The sequence below is a fragment of the Streptomyces sp. Edi2 genome (assembly GCF_040253635.1).
GTDB lineage: Bacteria > Actinomycetota > Actinomycetes > Streptomycetales > Streptomycetaceae > Streptomyces.
Genome location: NZ_JBEJGX010000002.1, coordinates 280486 through 297118, shown reverse-complemented (window position 1 = coordinate 297118; position 16633 = coordinate 280486). Strand labels below are relative to the sequence as shown.

The 16633-nt window shown below is 73.0% G+C and carries 16 protein-coding genes and 3 tRNA genes; 7 read left to right on the top strand and 12 right to left on the bottom strand.

What is annotated here, in order from left to right; all coding sequences use genetic code 11:
• Nucleotides 1–755 precede the first annotated feature (755 nt).
• On the bottom strand, nucleotides 756–1721 hold the full coding sequence (locus ABR737_RS03490) for a transcriptional regulator (RefSeq protein ID WP_350248703.1): 966 nt from the start codon (nucleotides 1719–1721) through the stop codon (nucleotides 756–758).
• Between the two features lie 626 nt (nucleotides 1722–2347).
• On the opposite strand from ABR737_RS03490, the gene ABR737_RS03485 reads away from it, so the two are divergent.
• From ABR737_RS03485 to ABR737_RS03475, 3 genes are all read left to right on the top strand, one after another.
• Complete coding sequence (locus ABR737_RS03485; RefSeq protein ID WP_350248387.1) at nucleotides 2348–3043, top strand: hypothetical protein; 696 nt, start codon at nucleotides 2348–2350, stop codon at nucleotides 3041–3043.
• A gap of 80 nt (nucleotides 3044–3123) precedes the next feature.
• On the top strand, nucleotides 3124–3786 hold the full coding sequence (locus ABR737_RS03480; protein ID WP_350248388.1) for a hypothetical protein: 663 nt from the start codon (nucleotides 3124–3126) through the stop codon (nucleotides 3784–3786).
• Nucleotides 3787–3875: 89 nt separating this feature from the next.
• Nucleotides 3876–4121: a hypothetical protein gene (locus ABR737_RS03475; protein WP_350248702.1), complete on the top strand. Its 246-nt coding sequence runs from the start codon at nucleotides 3876–3878 to the stop codon at nucleotides 4119–4121.
• A 494-nt stretch (nucleotides 4122–4615) separates the two neighbouring features.
• Here ABR737_RS03475 and ABR737_RS03470 read toward each other — a convergent pair whose 3' ends face one another.
• Together ABR737_RS03470 and ABR737_RS03465 are read right to left on the bottom strand one after the other, a co-directional pair.
• Entirely contained in the window at nucleotides 4616–5986 is a 1371-nt protein-coding gene (locus ABR737_RS03470; RefSeq protein ID WP_350248701.1) for a hypothetical protein, read from the bottom strand.
• A gap of 1574 nt (nucleotides 5987–7560) precedes the next feature.
• Nucleotides 7561–8040 (bottom strand): hypothetical protein, encoded by a 480-nt coding sequence (locus tag ABR737_RS03465; protein ID WP_053726624.1) that lies wholly within the window; start codon nucleotides 8038–8040, stop codon nucleotides 7561–7563.
• Nucleotides 8041–8284: 244 nt separating this feature from the next.
• Here ABR737_RS03465 and ABR737_RS03460 point away from each other — a divergent pair, with 244 nt between their 5' ends.
• The 3 genes from ABR737_RS03460 (at nucleotide 8285) to ABR737_RS03450 (ending at nucleotide 11091) form a co-directional block, all read left to right on the top strand.
• The gene (locus tag ABR737_RS03460) at nucleotides 8285–8812 is read left to right on the top strand and encodes a hypothetical protein (RefSeq protein WP_350248700.1); all 528 of its coding nucleotides are present in this window, start codon (nucleotides 8285–8287) and stop codon (nucleotides 8810–8812) included.
• A 12-nt stretch (nucleotides 8813–8824) separates the two neighbouring features.
• Nucleotides 8825–10252 carry a hypothetical protein gene (locus ABR737_RS03455; protein ID WP_350248699.1) on the top strand — a complete coding sequence of 476 codons (1428 nt, stop codon included), beginning with the start codon at nucleotides 8825–8827 and terminating at the stop codon, nucleotides 10250–10252.
• Between the two features lie 254 nt (nucleotides 10253–10506).
• Nucleotides 10507–11091: a hypothetical protein gene (locus ABR737_RS03450; RefSeq protein WP_350248698.1), complete on the top strand. Its 585-nt coding sequence runs from the start codon at nucleotides 10507–10509 to the stop codon at nucleotides 11089–11091.
• 360 nt (nucleotides 11092–11451) lie between these two features.
• On the opposite strand, the gene ABR737_RS03445 is transcribed toward ABR737_RS03450, so the two are convergent.
• The 9 genes from ABR737_RS03445 to ABR737_RS03405 all read right to left on the bottom strand — a co-directional run bounded on the left by ABR737_RS03445 (nucleotide 11452) and on the right by ABR737_RS03405 (nucleotide 15497).
• Entirely contained in the window at nucleotides 11452–12219 is a 768-nt protein-coding gene (locus ABR737_RS03445) for a GntR family transcriptional regulator (RefSeq protein WP_350248697.1), read from the bottom strand.
• 131 nt (nucleotides 12220–12350) lie between these two features.
• A complete protein-coding gene (locus ABR737_RS03440; RefSeq protein WP_350248696.1) occupies nucleotides 12351–12704 on the bottom strand; it encodes a hypothetical protein in 354 nt (117 codons plus the stop codon).
• Nucleotides 12705–12757: 53 nt separating this feature from the next.
• On the bottom strand, nucleotides 12758–13123 hold the full coding sequence (locus ABR737_RS03435; protein WP_350248695.1) for a hypothetical protein: 366 nt from the start codon (nucleotides 13121–13123) through the stop codon (nucleotides 12758–12760).
• 67 nt (nucleotides 13124–13190) lie between these two features.
• The gene (locus ABR737_RS03430) at nucleotides 13191–13535 is read right to left on the bottom strand and encodes a hypothetical protein (RefSeq protein ID WP_350248694.1); all 345 of its coding nucleotides are present in this window, start codon (nucleotides 13533–13535) and stop codon (nucleotides 13191–13193) included.
• Nucleotides 13536–13570: 35 nt separating this feature from the next.
• A tRNA-Glu gene (locus ABR737_RS03425) sits at nucleotides 13571–13641 on the bottom strand.
• Between the two features lie 55 nt (nucleotides 13642–13696).
• The gene (locus ABR737_RS03420) at nucleotides 13697–14110 is read right to left on the bottom strand and encodes a hypothetical protein (RefSeq protein ID WP_350248693.1); all 414 of its coding nucleotides are present in this window, start codon (nucleotides 14108–14110) and stop codon (nucleotides 13697–13699) included.
• Nucleotides 14111–14392: 282 nt separating this feature from the next.
• Nucleotides 14393–14463, bottom strand: a tRNA-Asp gene (locus ABR737_RS03415).
• 18 nt (nucleotides 14464–14481) lie between these two features.
• Nucleotides 14482–14557, bottom strand: a tRNA-Glu gene (locus ABR737_RS03410).
• Nucleotides 14558–15167: 610 nt separating this feature from the next.
• Nucleotides 15168–15497, bottom strand: a complete 330-nt coding sequence (locus ABR737_RS03405; RefSeq protein WP_350248692.1) for a hypothetical protein — start codon at nucleotides 15495–15497, stop codon at nucleotides 15168–15170.
• A 422-nt stretch (nucleotides 15498–15919) separates the two neighbouring features.
• Between ABR737_RS03405 and ABR737_RS03400 the strand changes: the two genes are divergently transcribed.
• Nucleotides 15920–16624: a hypothetical protein gene (locus tag ABR737_RS03400; RefSeq protein ID WP_350248691.1), complete on the top strand. Its 705-nt coding sequence runs from the start codon at nucleotides 15920–15922 to the stop codon at nucleotides 16622–16624.
• Nucleotides 16625–16633 lie beyond the last annotated feature (9 nt).

Here is a 16633-nt window from a genome sequence, read left to right as displayed (position 1 = left end):
CCAGCGTACGCTGGGTAACCCCCTGGCCTTCGGCCAGGGGCTTGGGCCTTCGGCCCTTTCGCGGGTGCGTACGGTTAACTCCCGTGCTTCGCACGGGAGCTGGCGGGGCCTGCGGCCCCGCTCCCGGCCTCCGGCCGGGTGGCGCGGGCTGCGCCCGCGCTGGTGGGGAGGGTGCGGGGCGCTCCGCGCCCCTGGTTGGGGGCAGTGGGAGTGTCAACTCGGGCGCTGCGCGCCCGAGTTGGGCGTTTGGTTCGGATGCTTCGCATCCGAACTTGGTTGGGTGGTTGCCGGAGCGCTCCGCGCTCCGGTTACGTTGGGTGATGGTGGCGGGGGGCTTGTTTGATCTTGGAGTGGAGCGCTCCGCGCTCTTGGGTGTGTGGGCCGAGTGCGGGTGATCGGGGGGTGCGGGGGTGCTCGGCTTCGCTCGGCGGCGAGGGGATGGGGCGGGGTGTGTTGTCGGGTGCCGGCCGAGCGGGTCGTGGCGGCGGGGTCTGTGTTGAACTGGGCTTCGTTTGGGGTGGTTTGAGTGTTCATCAACTGTTTTTGCGTGTGGCAGACCTCACATTTTTGGGGCGCCGTGTCCTACTTTGCAAAGTACAAAGCCCGGCTCCGCGCCCCACATCGACGCTCGTACGCCGGCACGGCGCGGGATGCGGACGGGCGCAGCGGGGCGGGGCGCGCCTCGTCGCGGCTGGACGGTTCTGGACGTTTTCGGACAGCGCAGGACAGCGCTGGACGGCTTCTCGGCGGGTTGTTCAGGTGGTGCTGCGGGGTGGGGCGGTGCGGCGGGCGAAGGCGGTGATGCCGGGCAGGTCGGGACGGCGGGCGGCGGCCTCGGCGGTCAGGGTGCGTACCGAGGGCCGGCGGGCTTCCTGCGGCGCGGCCTGTTCCACCTGCTGCAGCTGGGCGAACGCGGCCGGGACGTCGCCGGCGGCCAGGAGCGCGCGGGCGGTGTCGGTGGCCGCGCGGGCCCGGCGCTCCGGTGTCGGCAGCACGGCTACGTCCAGGCGCGCGGCGTACGCCAGGGCCCGGTCGACGTCGCCGAGCTCGCGGTGGATCCCGACCCGGTACAGCGTGCACTGCGCCGCCGACAGGTCCCCGTCCCTCCGTACGCGGGTGGAGGGGTGGGCCAGGCGCGCCGCGCTCTGTTCGGCCCAGGCCGCGAACTCCTCGGCGGCCGCGGGCTGTCGGGCCTGGGCGGCGGTGTAGGCGGCGGTGAGCGCCACCATGCCGGACGCGTCCAGGACTTCCGCCGACGGCGCCGCGACGGCGGCCAGCTGATCGTGGGCGTCCTTCAGGAGCTGCAGAGCCTGATCGGCTCGCCGGGTGCGGCGCAGCGGTGTCGCGGCGGCCCGCGCCGCGGCCGCCAGGAGCACCGGCCGGCCCGAGCGGCGGGCCGCCTCCTCCGCCTGGGCCGCGAAGACGGCCGCGAGGGCCACGTCACCGTCCTTGACCGCCAGCTGGGACACGAGCACCCACACCTGCGCCGCCCGGCCGGCTCCCACCGGGCCTGTCTCCTGGGTCTCACGCGCGCGGGCGCCCAGACCCGGGAGCGCCTGGCGCAGCCGGCCGTACTCCCCTGCGGAGAACAGCCCCCGCGCTACCGCCAGATCCCTCTCCCGCAGACGACCGCCTGCGGGCATCGCCCCGGCCGGCGCGGCCCCGGCAGCCCACCACCCCACCGCGCCGAGCCCTGCGCCCAGCACCGTTCTGCGCTCCATCCCGACCGCCCCCTCCACCTTCACCCTGCCGTCCCCGGGCCCAGGACCCGGAGCGGGGGCCTTCGGCCCGTCCTGCGACCGTACGAGCAGCTCGGCGACCCGGACAGGGCGCACACACCCGCCACCGCGCGCCCCCGGAGCCCGGGAGCGGCGGGCCCCGGTGCGGCGGAGGTGCCGCAGCTCCAGGACGCCGGCCAGGCCCCGGCCGTGGTGTTGCCGGGCACGGGCAACACCCGACGCCGGACAGCCCCAGGGCGACGAGCGCATGGCGCCCCCACCAGTGACTCGCCGCGGCGGCCGGGGCGCCGAAGGCCGCCGGGTGCCGGGTGCCGGGTGCCGGCGAACAATGCCGAACAACGCCGAACAACGCTGAACAACCCGCCCGCCAGCGGGAACGCAGCCCGCCCGCAAGCAGCGGGAAGGCGCCGACGGCGCACCCATACGGGCCCGAGCCCCCGGCGCCTGTGGCCGGTGCGCAGCTCGGCGGCTCGGCGGCTCAGCGCCCCGGGCAGTCAGCGCGCGCCGGAGCAGAACCAGCGCGGCCCCTTTACTTTGACCCTTCCCCCCTTGTGGGGTACATTAATGACATCGGGGTGAGCGCCCCGCCCCGAAGCCAGGAGGAAGCCATGAACAACAACGTGATCGACTGGAAGACCGGCGCCACCTACGCGTGCCCCCGCTGCAACCACGACTCGGTGGGCAACCCCAACAGCTGGGAGGTGTACACCTGCTGCAACTGCGGCACCCGCTTCGCCCGCTTCCCCCGCCTCCAGCGCTTCCTGCGTCACGTCGGCATCACCTGCGAGTTCTGCACCGAGCGCCACCCCGTCGTCGTCGACGGCAAGCCCTACGGCTTCCTGCGCAAGCGCCACAACGGCGTCGGCACCTACGCCCGCCACCAGATCGAGGCATGGCAGTACGACACCGACGAGATCCCCGACCACAAGGACCGCGTCCTCTACCGCGACACCTGCGCCACCCGCGCGGACGCGCTGGCCTCTCTCGCCCGCTACCGCAGCTTCCTTGGCCGCGTCGAAGACGACTTCAGCCCCGTTCTCGCCGTCGTCGCCGACGAGGAGTTCGACAAGTACTACAACGTCGACCACCTCACCCAGGAGCAGCAGGACGCCCTCCACGACGGCACCCTTGAGGTCTACGGCGTAGGCGTCATCCGCACCCACGACGCCCCCAGCCGGATGCGCGGCTGGTTCTACCCGGACACGGACACCTTCACCTGGGGCCTGATCGCACCCGCCGGACTCGAAGGCCTCTACACCCAGCACCTCCCCGAGGTCCTGGCGCCCCACGCCCCGCAGCTCTGACAGAAGGGGCCACCGGCCCCAAGGGCGGGGCGCAGCAGGCGCCCCGCCTCCCGGCCCGACACAACAAGGAGCGCCGACCCATGAGCCGGTACTACGCCAGCCCGACGCACATCCTCGCCCTGGTCAAGGGCGCCGCCGAGGGCGATGCGATCAAGCACATCACCCCGGCCGGCCTGGGCACCCACCTCGACGACGCCGTGGCCTGCGGCCTGCTCACCGTCGGCAGCGACGCGTACGACCTGCACCCGACCGACACCGGGCGCGCCCTGTACGAGGCGCACCTCACCGGCCTCCCGGACGGCCGGGCCAACCACTGGGGCAGCGCCGTCCCTGCCGCCGCCGTCGACCAGGTGCACCAGCTGCACCTGGAGGCCACCGGCCGCGCCGTCGTCGTCGAGGCCGAGCTCACCGGGCCGGGCCACGGCACCGTCACCGTCACCCACGGCGCCCCTCGCGCCACACCGCCCCGGGCCACCCTGGGCCGCACCCGCAACACCGCGGGCCGCGCCACCGGCTGGTACATCAGCCCCACCCCCGGACGGCCCCGCCCCGGCCCGCGTCACCGGGCGCACCAAGGACGACGTCATCCGCCGCTACCTGCGCACCCTCGGCATCCAGAGCGACGCGATCACCTACGCCCGCATCAACTACGCACCCCCGCGCTGAACACCCGCCCGCACCACACCGCGACAGGCCCCCGGACGGGAACGGCAGGCGGCGCAGCACACCCCCGGGAGTCCTAAACGTTTGACGTAGACCCCCTATTTGAAGTACATTAGTAACTAGCGGTGAGGGAAACACCCCCCGCCCCGCCCCTTCGGGAAAGGACCCCATGCACCAGTCCGAGGCAGACCAGGCCCGCACCCTCGCCGGTGAAGTCACCAAGCTCATCGAGACGTTCGAAACCGACAGCACCCTGGCCGACGCCCAGCAGGCGATCGACTTTCTGACGCTGATGCACACGGAACTGCTCGAATTCGCCGACAACCCGGCCGACGACCGCCTGCGCCGTGGAATCGAAAGCCGCGTCACGACCTTCATCGACCTCACCCGCAGGGCCAGCCACCAGGCCGCATAGCACCGCACGGGCCTTCCCCAGCAAGGCCCGGACAGCCCCAGCGCGCACGAGACGACGCGAGCAGAGGCCGGGCGCCGACCGAAGTGTTGCCGGGCGCGGCAACACCCACAGCCCCGGCCCCCGCGTACGGGCACGGCACCGTTGCCCAGCCCCGCAACACCCCGCCACCGGCCGGGCCGACGGACAACGACCAGGGCGCAGCAGCCGGCACGGTCGAAGCCACGGGCGGCCGGGACGGCAGGCGTACGGCGGCACGGGCACCGCAGACAGCACGCCCCAACAGCACGCTGCCGAAGCCCGGTCGAGCAGCACACAGACCCAGCACGCCATCCCACCGGGCGCAGCGGCGTGCCACCGCGAACGCAGGGCGCAGTCACAGCGGCCGGCGGCGCAGCCAGGACGGGCCGAGACGCGGGGCGCAGCCAGGGCAGCCAGGGCCGGGCGCAGAACGCGCCCGAAGCCCTGCGCGGTGCGGCGAGGCCCTGCACGTTGGTTCAGCCTGCCTCGGCTTCCCCGGCGCCGGCGGGCTCCTCCTGGACCTGGGTGAGCGGCGGGTACTCGGCCAGGATCTGCTCGAGCACCGTGTAGAGCGCGCCCGCCCGTGCGCTGCCCGAGCTCCCGAAGGCCTCCCGCTCGGCGGTCAGCAGCAGCAGCCAGTGCGCGCCCGTCATCCGCATCCGCTGGGCCGCCCGCACCGCGGACAGCACACGGCGCTGCTCCGGCTCCTTCAACGGCCCCCGCACCGGCGTCACCAGCTGGTGCGCGGGACCCCGCAGCGCCTGCCGCAGATGCAGCGGCACCTCGTCCCACACCGGGTCGTCCGCCCCGGGCAGCAGCCGGCCCCGGCCCGCTCCCGTCTCCACCCGCACCACCGACACCGACGAGGCGGACGAGGCGGAGGCCGACGTCGAGGCGGCCGGCTCGGACGAGGCATCATCGGCCGCCTGCAGCTCCGCCTCCCCCGGCCCCGGCACAGCCGCGGACCCTTCCACCACCGTGTCCTTCGGCGCCGCCGCACCGGCCCCGGCACCAGGCCCGGCCCCGGAGACCCGGACGGACCCGTCAACGGACCCGGCCGCACGGCCGGGCTCCGGGGCAGCCCCGGCAGAACCGGGCGCGGACACCACCCTCTCGGAGCTCACCGCGACGGCCGGCGCGACGTACTCGGCCACCACCTGCTCCAGGACCTCGAAAACCCGCCGCGCCCGCTCACTGCGCGCACCGCCGAACGACTCCCTCGGCGCGCCCAGCAACGCCAGCCAGTGCTTCCCGCCCATCCGCCGGCCATCGGCCGCCCGCAGCGCGTACCGCACCCCCGAATTCCCCTTCTCCCGCAACACCGCCGGCTCCGGCGACACCAGCCGACGCGCGGCCACCTCCACGTTCTGACGCAGATGCAGCGGCACCTTGCGCCACAACCCGTCACCCGGCCCCGGCAACACCAACCCCCGAGCCACACCCGCCTCCACCCGCACCGGCCCAGCGTCCCCACCACCCGAACCGCCAGACCCGCCTGTACGGCCCGTACGGCCCTCGGCGGCGCGCCCCGGCGCAGCAGCAGCGGACAGCTCCCCGGCGGCCGCCTCGGCCGTCAGGACACCGCCCGCCGGCACCCCGGCCCCATCCGGCCCCGACTCGGCCCGGCCGGCGCCCTCACACCCGCCCCCGCGCACATGAGCAGCCAGCCCCGCCGGCGCCCCCGCGTACGCACACCCCGCACAACGGGCCCAGCCCGCCCGATCGACCGCCTCCTGGACCACCGAACGCTCCGGCCCGAACCCCGACTCCACCAGACGCTCCGGCAACGTCACCCCGCCCTGCACCGCACGCAACGCCGCAGCGGCCGTGATGTCGTGCCCGAGCATGAACCAGCGCCCGATCCCCGCCTCCCCACCACACCCGCAGAAGCAATCACCCGTCGGCACCAACCGCTTTTTCCTCGTCTCCGTCACAGTCCCAGGACCCTAGCGGCACCACAACCCCCACCTCAGCACAACAGCCCACCCCGACCGGAACCGACCGAAACAGACCAGACCACACGCACGAATGACCACCACGCCCCAACAGCACGACCACCACGCACGCCACCACCCCGAGCCCTACCAACACGCAACAGCACCACACGAACCCAGCACACAAGACCACCACCCCGGACCAACACGACCCAACAGCGCGCTACAACAGCGCGCTGTACGAGCGCGGCACAGAGCAGGCACACACGACGCGCCGCAACAACACGCCGCAACAACACGCCGCAACAACACGCCGCAACAACACGGAGGAACAGCACAGCACGACAGCACCCCCTCCCCCACACACCGGCACGACGGCCGAGGGCCGGCGGCCACGGCGGCACGACGGCCGTCCGGCGCGGATCCGGCCAGCGGCGGCCGACGGGCCGGGCAGCACGGCCGGAGGCCCGGCGAGCGCGGGGCCGGGCAGCGGGCAGGGCGGGCGCGGTGACGGACCGCGGCGGACCGGGCGGGAGCCAGGCGCGGCAGCCGGACGGCCCGGCGGGCGCGGCCGGGGCGCCGGGCAGCGGGCAAGGCGGAGCAAGGACACCCGAGGCAGACCGGACGGAGGCCGGACAGCGCCGCGCGGCCAGCGGGCGACGGACCGGCGGACCGGGCCGGGCCGGGATGCCGGGCCGGGAGCAGCAGCACGACGGACCGCGGCCGACGGCCGACGGGACGCGGCCGGCCCGGCGGGGCAGCCGGGCCGACGGGGCAGCCGGGCCGACGGGAGGCGACGGGCAGGGCGGGCCGGGCGGTGCTGAGCGGCGGAGCAGCAGAGGCAGCGCCGAGCAGCAGCACGGAACAGCAGGCCGGGACAGCACAGCACGGCCAGCGGGCAACGGGCGACGGGCGACGGACCGGGACGGGCGGCGGAGCAGCAGCAGACGAGGCAGCGCCGGGCAGCGGGCAGCGCCGGGCGGACGTACGGCCACCCACGCGACCGACGGGACGGGCCGCACAGCGCCGCGCCGGGCGGCGGCGGGGCACCGGACGGCCGACGGGACGCGGCCGGCCCGGTGGGGCGGCCGGGCCGGCGGGAGGCGACGGGCGGGCCGGGCCGGGGGCGGGATGCCGGGCCGGAAGCAGCAGCGGGCGCCAGGCGCGGCGGCGGGCCGGGGGCCGGGAGCGGGCGGACGGCGGCGCGCGGACAGCGCGGGACGGATCCGGACACCACCGGACAGCGACCGACAACGAACTGGACAGACACCTCACCAACCAACCGACCGACGCCGCGGCGCCGCCGGGCAGCGCGGAGGCGGCCCGGCGGCGGGCGGGCGGCGGCGCGGCGCCGGGCCGTGGGCGCGGCGCGGCGGCGGGCAGCGGGCCGGGCGCGGGGGCGGCCCGCGGGGTGGGGGCGGCGGCGGGCGCCGGGGCGGTGGGCGGCCCGGCAGTTCGTCGCAGGACCCCACAACCCGGGGCGAGTCTCAGGCCGCTCGCGGCAGGTCGGAAGCAGCCGGCGCATGCTGCTCTTGCCTCACCGCGCAGGTGACCTCCCAGGCCAGCTCGTAGAGTTCGGCAACTTCCTTGGAGTACCTCGCCGCGTAGTAGCCGGACCCGTCGGGTGAGGAGCTGCGATACCCCGCTAGCCCCGCAAGCGCCGCGTCGGCCCGTTGTATGAGCAAGGCAGGCAGACGGGATGCACGTCGTGCTCCCGCCTCCGCATAGCAGCCGGCATGAGCCAGCAGGCCCCTGGCCAGCCACGGCGCCAAGACCTTGCCGTATCCGGTGCCGTCGCGCTCAAGAACCTCCTCGTCCACCTGGGCTGGGTCGACGCCCTCCAGGTTCTCGGGGTCGTCATCGATCAACCACTGGAAGAACTCGTGGCGGTACCACCATCGGGCCAGGTCCTTGTCCCTCCTGAGTTCCCTCTCAAACCTACGGTCAGCAGCAGTCATCCGAGTCATGCGCCGATCCTCAGAGCACGGCCCTGTGGACAGAGTCCGTCGTGCGAGAGGCCCCGGCGGGCACGGGCACAGTGCACGGAGGCTGGCGCGGCGCCGGGGCGGGACGGGCGGAGGCCGGAGGCGACGGCGGGCGCGGGGTCGCCGGGGGGGCCGGCCTGGTTCGCCCGGGGCCGTAATCGGCGGGCCGGCTCGTCGTTGAGGATGCGGAGCCCCGCCCGTTTACTCGCCGCTGCTGGAGTTGCCCGTGCCCGTCCTCACGGCCCCGCCCGCGTCCGCGCGGCCCGTTCTCGCGCCCATCGGGAGCCGCGGCCCGGTCGAACAAGCCGTGGTCGAGGGCGCGCTCGCCTCGGCCGGGCCCGAGACGCTGGTGCGCACCGACGTGCCCCAGCCCGACGGCTCGGTGCGCCTGTACGCGGCTTGGACCGACGGCGGCGGCCCGCTGGCCGATCACATCGACCGCGTCGCGCTCGCGCGCGGGCTGGACGCCTGGTCCTGGGTCGAGATCCTCACGCACAGCGCCCGCACCACCCACCGTGGCCGGATCGAGGTGCGCGCCCACCCGCTGCGGCAGGTCCTCGCCGACGTCGAACGCGGGCACCGGGGCAGCGAGGAGTACCGGGCCGGCTTCGCCCGGATGCTTGCCGACGACGCCGCTCGGGGCGGCCGCCCGCCGCTGTCCGGGATCCCCGCCTGGCCGGGCGTCGGCCCCCGGCTGTGGCACCGTTACGCGGGAGACAGCTTCACCGTCGAGCGGCACTGGCTCGGCCGCTGAGAGGACCGCACGATGCCCGCCACGTTCAGCACCATGACGCCCGGGAACCCGGTGAGCGAGGCCTACGCCCGCCTCATGCACGGCGCCGACCTGGTCGATGCCGCCCGGCTCACGCCCGAGGAAGAGCAGCGCTGCCAGCGGGAGTTCTCCGGGATCTGGGGACGGCTGCTGCACAACGCCGAGGTGACGAACTCGCTGGCGCCGGGGCAGGACCTGAGCTGGCGCAGCGGGATGCCGCGCCGCCGTGTACTGCGCGCGAAGGACGGGCGCACCATCGATCTGGTCCGGCTCATCCCCTGGGTGCTTCGCGAGAAGCTTGCCGGCGACGTGCTCTACGAGGACACCGCCCAGCGCGAGGAGCAGGTCGTCCTCGGGCACGGCCTGGAGCCCGGCGACGCCGCCAGCGTCCGCTTCCGGAGCACGAACCCGGTTGCTGTCGAAGGGGAATTGCTCCAGCCCGGCCGGGAGCGTGAGGTCGAGCGGTTCGTCGACCTGCAGATGATGCTCGCTGCCTACACCGCGCAGCCGTACTTCGTGCCGGCCTCCGAGGCGTTCGACGCCGTCACCGGCTTGCCGCCCGAACCCGAGGCACAGCTGCGGCTGACGGGCGAGGCCGTCATGGTCTTCCACGACGGCGTTCCGCTGCCTGCCGTCACCGCCGACGACGAGGACCTCCACGCCCACGTCGCCGCGCACTTCGGCGCCGGACCCGACGCGTTCTTCGGCGGCAGTCCGCTCGTCATGGGCGGTGTGCTCCTGGCCCACCCGGACGACGGCACCGACGCCGCGCTGATGTTCAACCCGCTGCTCGGCTGGCTGATCATCGCCAAGATCATGCACGACGGCCGCTACGCCTGGTCGATGCACCCGGTACACCGGCTCGACACCAACCCCGGCCCGGCCGCCCGCGTACTGCGCAACTACGCCGCCCTGAACGCGCTGGAGGACTGGGACACACCCCCGCCGATCCCGGGCCGTGCCCGCACCAGCGGCAAGGGAAAGAAGAACCGGCTGCCCGCGGCGGAGCGGCGCCAGCAGCAGCTCGAACAGGCCGCCCGCACCCCGCAGGCCCGCCTCGGCGCGCTCCTCGGCGTCCGCGTGCTCCGCTTCACCGCACCGCCCCACCAGGCCGCCGCTGTCCCGCCGCCGAGCACGCCAAGCTCGTCGGGCAGGGCGCCCGCGCAGTACCGGGACTGGCGCCGCGCCCACTGGACCCGCAACACCCGAGTCCACCTCCTCGACGAACACGGCCGGCCCTCCGGCCCCGTCTACGGCCCCGACGCCATCGAGGGCAAGACGTTCACCCGGCGCCGGACCCGGGTGAAGGGAACCTGGATCAACGAGCACCTCCCGCTGCGCCCCGGTCAGCCGGCCGTCTACGCGGTGGACCCGCAGCTGGCCCGGACCAGCACGGAACCCTCCGACCGCAACCGCACCTGACCGACCCGGAAGAGAGGAGACTCCGACCGCAGCGTGTGTGGGAAAGGGCCCTCATGGGCGGAACGCCTCTGGCATCCTGGGGGCAGCCGGGCAGCCCCGGCCCTTCTGCCCCGCGCACGCGGGGATGGCTCCCGCTAGGAGCACTGCTCTTCTGCTTCCCGCGTGAGTGGGGATGGCGTCACCCAGGCGAACGCACCGGCCACCGTGTGCGGCCTGGACGTATACCCATCCCCTCGCAGCCAGGAAGGCCCGCCGTGCCCGAAGAGACCACCCTGCCCAGTTCGCCCAGCCCTCTCGACCAGACTGTGGCCGCGCTCGCCGCGGCATACCCCGGCCTGCGGCAGACCGAACCGTCGAAGTTCGGCGCGCCCCTCGCCGATGTGCGGCTCACCCCGCAGCGCACCGCCCGCTTCGCATGGGCCGGCTACGAGGTGCAGGTGTCCGTCGGCCACGAGGACCACCTCGACCGCGACGACCCGGACAGCACCGCTCTGTATCGGGAGGTCCGCGCTCACGCCACCCTGCTCGTCCCCCAGACCGTCCAGGTGGACGGCATCGGGCACGTCGAGTGGGAGATGACCAACTCCCGGTCGGAGATGGGGTTCCCCGCTGCATTCGCCGTGGCGGCCGCGGACCAGCACGACCCGCGGTTCGCCGCCGCCGTCCTGTCGACCGTGGCCAAGGCCCTCGCGTACGCCCGCCTGGCCACCAAGCACGCGGTCGTCCAGGCGGAGAAGGCCGCCGACGAGGTCCGGTGGGAGAGCGAACGCCCGGCGGGGGTCAGCCCGCGCAAGTGGCTCCGGGACAAGCTGGCGCAGCGGGACGCGGCAACGTCATAGTCCTCCGGAGGCCGCCATCCCCCGCCCGTCCGCTCGCCCGCCGGCGAACGGGTAGGTGCGCTGAGCCCGTCGGCCGAGCGCGGCCCGAGGCCGCCGCCGGACCGAGACGGACCGACCAGGACCAGCCAGACCAGCCGACCCGGGCGGACCAGCGGACGTACGGCGGCCGACGAGGCACGAGGCGGGACGGCGCCGGACGGCGGGCGGCACGGGCGGCGGCGGGGCCGAGACAGGCGCGGGGCGGGGCAGCCGGGGAGCAGCAACTCCCCCACCGCACACACGAGAGTGAATCTCAGACCGGCACAACAGCGAGCGCCCCCCGCGGGGCGGGGCGGGCGGCAGAGCAGGGCGGCCGGGAGCCTACTCCGGCCGATGATGGATGGAGGCCAGGGGGAGCAGCCCACGCCGCAGCGCCTCCCGACTGAGGATCTCCACCTCGGCACCAGCGGCACGGAATGCGTCGGCAGCGCGGGCTAGTCGACACTCGGCAGCAGCGAGTTCGGCGACTACGGACTCATTGCTCGGTCCGCATCCGGCTGGCGCGGGGTCACAGGGTCCGTCCAGTAGTTCCATGGACACCTCTGGCCCGTCGGAGGGTTCCTCCCGCAAAGCGCCGCGAACGAACACTCCCTTCCCCTGAACCGCGTAAACCAGACCATCTCGCTTGAGCACACGCACCGCGTGCTGCGCAGTCGAATTGGCGATCTTGAAACGTTCCTGGAGCACCCGCGCGGAAGGAATCTGATCGCCGGGTTCAAGCGCGCCAGACAGTATCTCTTCCCGGAGGCTTTCCGCCGTCCTGACGTACGGGGGCCTAGGGTCATGCTCCGGATCGCCTACCGCGCTCACAGCGCCGAGACGCCCCATTTGGCCTGCCAACCGTGCGGCAGGGAGTACGCCGCAAACGTAACTTCCGCGCCCGACAACGGAGTAGACCAACCCCTCCCGCTTTAGCACTCTCAGCGCGTTCTGCACAGTCGAACTGGACACGCCGAAGCGCGCTTGAAGCACCCGCGCCGACGGCAGACGGCTTCCGGGGGCATATTGCCCGACCTCAATCGAGGTGCGCAGCATCTCTGCGGCCTGCAGGTAGGGCGGCCTCGAGTCCTCTTCCAACGGCAACGTCATGCGCCAACCCTGGCAGCGCAAACCTGTGGACAGAGGGCGGCACTGAGCAGCTCACCAGCGACGGCCGGGGCACGGGACGGCGCGGCAACGGGCACTTTGCAAAGTACAGAACCCGGCACGACGACGCGTTCTCAGGCGGTCATGCGCAACCTCTCGTCCCAGCAGCAGGTGCCCACCCACCCGCTGTCGTGCCGGTGCGCGGTAGCCACAAGGATCTCCTTCCGGCACATCTTGCACGTCTCCAGCTCTGCGTCGAGGCCGTGTTGTTCGAGCACCGCAGCGATCTGCGCGTCGGTGGGGTGGAAGTCGAACGACTCGTCTTCGGTCAGCACCTGGTCGTCACTGCGGCGCACCAGATCGTAGGAACGGCCGTCGATGCCGTTCCAGACCAGCTCCCGGACGACGTACTGCTCCCCGTTTACCACGAACGGGTCGTGGTCGATCTCTCGGACGACGACGGTTCCGGGCCTCGATGCGTTTCCCATGCGGCTGCCCACTTCCTTGGAGTGTTAGGGGGTGAAGGTGGAGAAGCTCGTACTTACGGCTGCTGCGCGCGGTGCTTGTGGTCGATCTGCTCCACGCGGGCGCTCAGGCGGGCGACGGTGTGGCGGACATCGTCAACGGCGTCACGCACAACCTCCTCCAGCGCCTGCCGCATGCTGTGGGCGTCACGCTCGTTCGCGATGGCGTAGGCCGTGCCCACATCTACGCCTTCCAACGTCACGGTGCCTGCAATCAGGACATCGTGGCTGTCCAGCGGGTCGTAGTAGCACCAGGCGTCCTCAGCAGTGGGGCGGCGCCCATGGACCGTAACGGTGTAGCCCTCGTGGAGGAAGCGGGCGGTGCCGTCGAGGTCGAGGCGGAAGCCCGGGTCGGCGGGGGCGCTGAGCTGGCGCAGTTCCATGCGGGGTCTCCGGGGTTTTGTGGTGTCGCCGGTCGGGGTGGGGAGGGCGCGCCGGCCCGGCGGAGGGTCAGTGGTCCAGAAGCGGGCCGTAGTGGTGCTGGTGGAGGTCGATGGCCTCGTGGATGTCGGCTTCGGCGAAGCCGCACGTCGCGGGTGTGAGCGTGCCGTGGGAAATGTCGATGGAGATGTCGAGCAGGACGGCCAGCAGGTCCTGGAGGTCGCGCGGGGACAGGGTCAGGGTGTGGCGGGCGCTGCCGGGGAAGAGCTGGGCGGTGACCAGATGGGCCAGGCTGTGCCAGGCCGGATCCGGTCGGCTCAGGAGGTCGGCGCACAGGTGGCGGGCGATCGCGGTGGGCAGGGTGACGATCGGCGCGGCGAGCATGGCGTTCGGCCGGCACCGGTATCGGGCCACGGGGCGCTCCTTACGTGGACGGCGGGACGGGTGGGTGCTCCTGCGGGGGCTCGAACCCCGTTTCCCGGCTTGAAAGACCGGTGTCTTACCCATGGACGACAGGAGCCGGGATGGGCCAAGCCCGCCGCGCGAAGGCGGTCGGCCCTGGCCCGCATTGTGTGTCAGCCCTCCGGGGCAGGCCGCGGGGCCGGAGAGTTGGCACTTACGAACTGGAGGAACCAGTCGGGAACCTGCCCCAGCTCGGCGTGGTAGCGCGTCCAGATCTCCCGGACCGGAAGGCGCCGCAGGTTCTCGTCCGGCAGGACCTCGTGGCCGGTTACCTCGATGCTGTTCCAGCGGGGCGTGGCATCGCCGTCCTGGAACCAGCGGACGCGCAGCCGGACGGGCCGGACGCGGTAGCTGTCCTCGCCGTCCTCGACGGTGAAGTCCGGGCCGCACTGCCCCTGCCATACCTTCTCGTACGTCCGCTGCCTTGCCGTCATCGCGTTGTCGTACTGCACCACCTCGTCGAACCGCTCCGCGCGCAGCGAGGGCGTGAACTGTGCGGGTTCGGTCGGGCCGTCGGCGAGCTCCATGTTCTGCTTCCTTTCATCCCAGCACGGTCGGTTCACCCAGTGGGCCGTCGCCGGGACGGTTCGGGTGGCGCGGCCTCTGCGGGTTCGGCCGGCTCAGGTCCGGGTGATGCCCCCTGGCTCGCGCACTGTGCGGGACGCGGGCACGGGAGGTCAGGTCCTGGGCGTGGCGGGCTGCCGGGACGGGAAGCGAGTCGGTGCACGGCGTGGGGGATCCGTACGGGTCGCATGTCCCGTCCCGGCAGGGCCGGGGGCACCGCTCCTCGGGGTGAGGCGAGCGGTGAGCGCTCCTGCGGGGACTCGAACCCCGTTTCCCGGGTCGACAACCCGGTGCCCTACCTATGGACGACAAGAGCCTGCGTGAACGTTCTGCGTACCCTCGGCGGGATTTGAACCCGCGGTCTCCCCATGGAGAGTGGGGTGAGTTGAGCCGGACTACTCCACGAGGGCGTGGATTTCCCGCCGTCGGCCGGGGATCGGATCAGGTAGGGCCCGTGAGGGCTTGCTCGTCACCTTCCCCGGCCGGGGCGGGGCCGCCGTCGGCTCCTCCCCAGGAGCCTCGGGCGACGCGTGCCAGCGGACCGGATCCGCCGGGGGAAGCATCACCTTCCGCTGGCACGTCGTGGACTCTGCGGGTACTGCTCCCGCTCTTCCCCCACACGGGGGCGTGCTGCTGACACCACGAGTCCCGGAGGGCGCGCTTTCCCTCCTTCAACCCGCGCCGGGGATCAACCGGGCGGGTTCGTTCTGCTGTGCCGGTGCGCACCCTCTCAACGGGGACGTCGCCTCTGGAGGGGCACACACCAGCACATCGCGATCCGAGGGGAGTTGAACCCCTGCCCTCGATGCCTCAAGGGCCAGCTCCTGTAGCTGCGGACCTGCCGGACGGCCCGATGCGGCCGCTCCTGACTGTCCGGCGTCCGGCGGGGTCGATCACCCCCGCTGACCCTTTTATATTAACCCACGAGGGGGGATGCGTCAAGTTTTAAGGGTCATACGATGGGGTGGCGACCCTGCGCGGCAGGTACGGCGCCGCGCTCCGCCCATCCGCCCGCGGACGCTAGCGAAGGGGCTCGGACATCTGCCTCAAGGACGCCCAGAACCGCTCCGAGGAGTTGGCGAGGACGCCCCGCGGATGCCCGAGAAGCTCCTCTGCGTGGCTTGCCACGCGGAGGCGCAGGCCCTCGTCGGTCCAGTGCTCCGCGAACTGGACGCAGTCGGCACGCATCAGCTCCAAGGACTCCACGATCTGGTCCAGGTCCTGCGCATTCAGCCCGGAAGCCTCCTTACGCTCCGCCACGAAAGACTCGATCGACGCCTCGATTTCGCGAACCACGGAACGAGCGCACTCGCTCTTGGAGAACGTGACCATGCGGGACTCTCGATTCATCAAGCTCCTTAAAGAGGGTGGGCGGCGTGCTTGCACACCCACATTCGCTAATGTACCCACGATGAGACCATGCGACAACTTTTCAGGGTCTCCTTTGAGGGGCCCGCCAGTCCGAAGGCCCACATCGCGGCGGCGAAGCCCCTCGACGGCAACCACGGACATCGCAGCCCCCGCCGGCTCGGGAGCGGCAGCCGGGGCGAGCCTCGGGCTTCGGCAACCTGCATTCACGGGGTCGGCCGGGCCGTTACGATGGCGTGTGTTCCAAGGGCAACCGCGCCGCGCCCGGTCCACCACCACCTCGACGCCCACACCGCCGCAGGGGACCGCAGACGTCTGAGACTCGCGCGAGCGATCTCGTCATGCCCTCCTCCTGGACGGCCGACGCGTGTGGGGCAGCAGGCCGGACAAGGACGCGAGACGCCATGACCAACCCCCGCAACCGGGAACTCGACCGCACCGTACGTGCGTACAAGCGGGCACACCCCGGTATCACCCTGGACCAGGCCCGAGCTGCTGTCGCCGCCCGATCCGGCAGTCAGCCCCGCCTCCCGGTCCGGATCCCCGCCGCCCCCCTGCCCCGCCCCGCCGACCGGCTGGAGGGCTACATTCAGCGCGTCGCCGCGGCGGCCGGCGTCCAGCGACACCGGGCCATGGAACTCCTCGGCCTCGAGCCCGGCAACTCTGCCACCGACCGTCTCGACGAACTCGCTGCGGGCCCACTGCCCGACCACTCCGTACGCGGCCTCGTCGCGGCCACGGGCATGACCTCTGACCAGGCCCGCGCCCTGACCGCCCCGCGCAGCGCGGCCGGCCGGATCCCGGACCTGGAGAACTTGGCGCGGCAGCTCCTGAGCGAGAAGCACATCCGGCCCGGAGGCGCCGGCAAGACCCGTACGGACGCGGGCGACCTCGCCCGGCTCCTCGCCGAAACGAGCGGGCAGCGAACTCTCCTGTTCGACCTGCCCGCCACTGAACCGCGCTCGACCCCTTACACCCCGATCCTCGTCGACCTGGACTGGCCGGCCGATGGCGCCCGGCCGCCCATCGATCCCGAGGTCTTCGACGAAGTCGCCGAGGCCCTCGGGATCGGGCAGGACACCGAGACGGATCCCCCGCCGCGCAGGTAACCCGCCAGC

Coding starts and splice junctions, on each gene's coding strand:
- ABR737_RS03475 (WP_350248702.1), top strand. CDS start 3,876: ATGCACCAGTCCGAGGCAGACCAGGCCCGCACCCTCGCCGGTGAAGTC.
- ABR737_RS03435 (WP_350248695.1), bottom strand. CDS start 13,123: ATGGAACTGCGCCAGCTCAGCGCCCCCGCCGACCCGGGCTTCCGCCTC.
- ABR737_RS03485 (WP_350248387.1), top strand. CDS start 2,348: ATGAACAACAACGTGATCGACTGGAAGACCGGCGCCACCTACGCGTGC.
- ABR737_RS03465 (WP_053726624.1), bottom strand. CDS start 8,040: ATGACTCGGATGACTGCTGCTGACCGTAGGTTTGAGAGGGAACTCAGG.
- ABR737_RS03455 (WP_350248699.1), top strand. CDS start 8,825: ATGCCCGCCACGTTCAGCACCATGACGCCCGGGAACCCGGTGAGCGAG.
- ABR737_RS03470 (WP_350248701.1), bottom strand. CDS start 5,986: ATGCTCGGGCACGACATCACGGCCGCTGCGGCGTTGCGTGCGGTGCAG.
- ABR737_RS03445 (WP_350248697.1), bottom strand. CDS start 12,219: ATGACGTTGCCGTTGGAAGAGGACTCGAGGCCGCCCTACCTGCAGGCC.
- ABR737_RS03440 (WP_350248696.1), bottom strand. CDS start 12,704: ATGGGAAACGCATCGAGGCCCGGAACCGTCGTCGTCCGAGAGATCGAC.
- ABR737_RS03480 (WP_350248388.1), top strand. CDS start 3,124: ATGAGCCGGTACTACGCCAGCCCGACGCACATCCTCGCCCTGGTCAAG.
- ABR737_RS03490 (WP_350248703.1), bottom strand. CDS start 1,721: ATGGAGCGCAGAACGGTGCTGGGCGCAGGGCTCGGCGCGGTGGGGTGG.
- ABR737_RS03420 (WP_350248693.1), bottom strand. CDS start 14,110: ATGGAGCTCGCCGACGGCCCGACCGAACCCGCACAGTTCACGCCCTCG.
- ABR737_RS03405 (WP_350248692.1), bottom strand. CDS start 15,497: ATGAATCGAGAGTCCCGCATGGTCACGTTCTCCAAGAGCGAGTGCGCT.
- ABR737_RS03400 (WP_350248691.1), top strand. CDS start 15,920: ATGACCAACCCCCGCAACCGGGAACTCGACCGCACCGTACGTGCGTAC.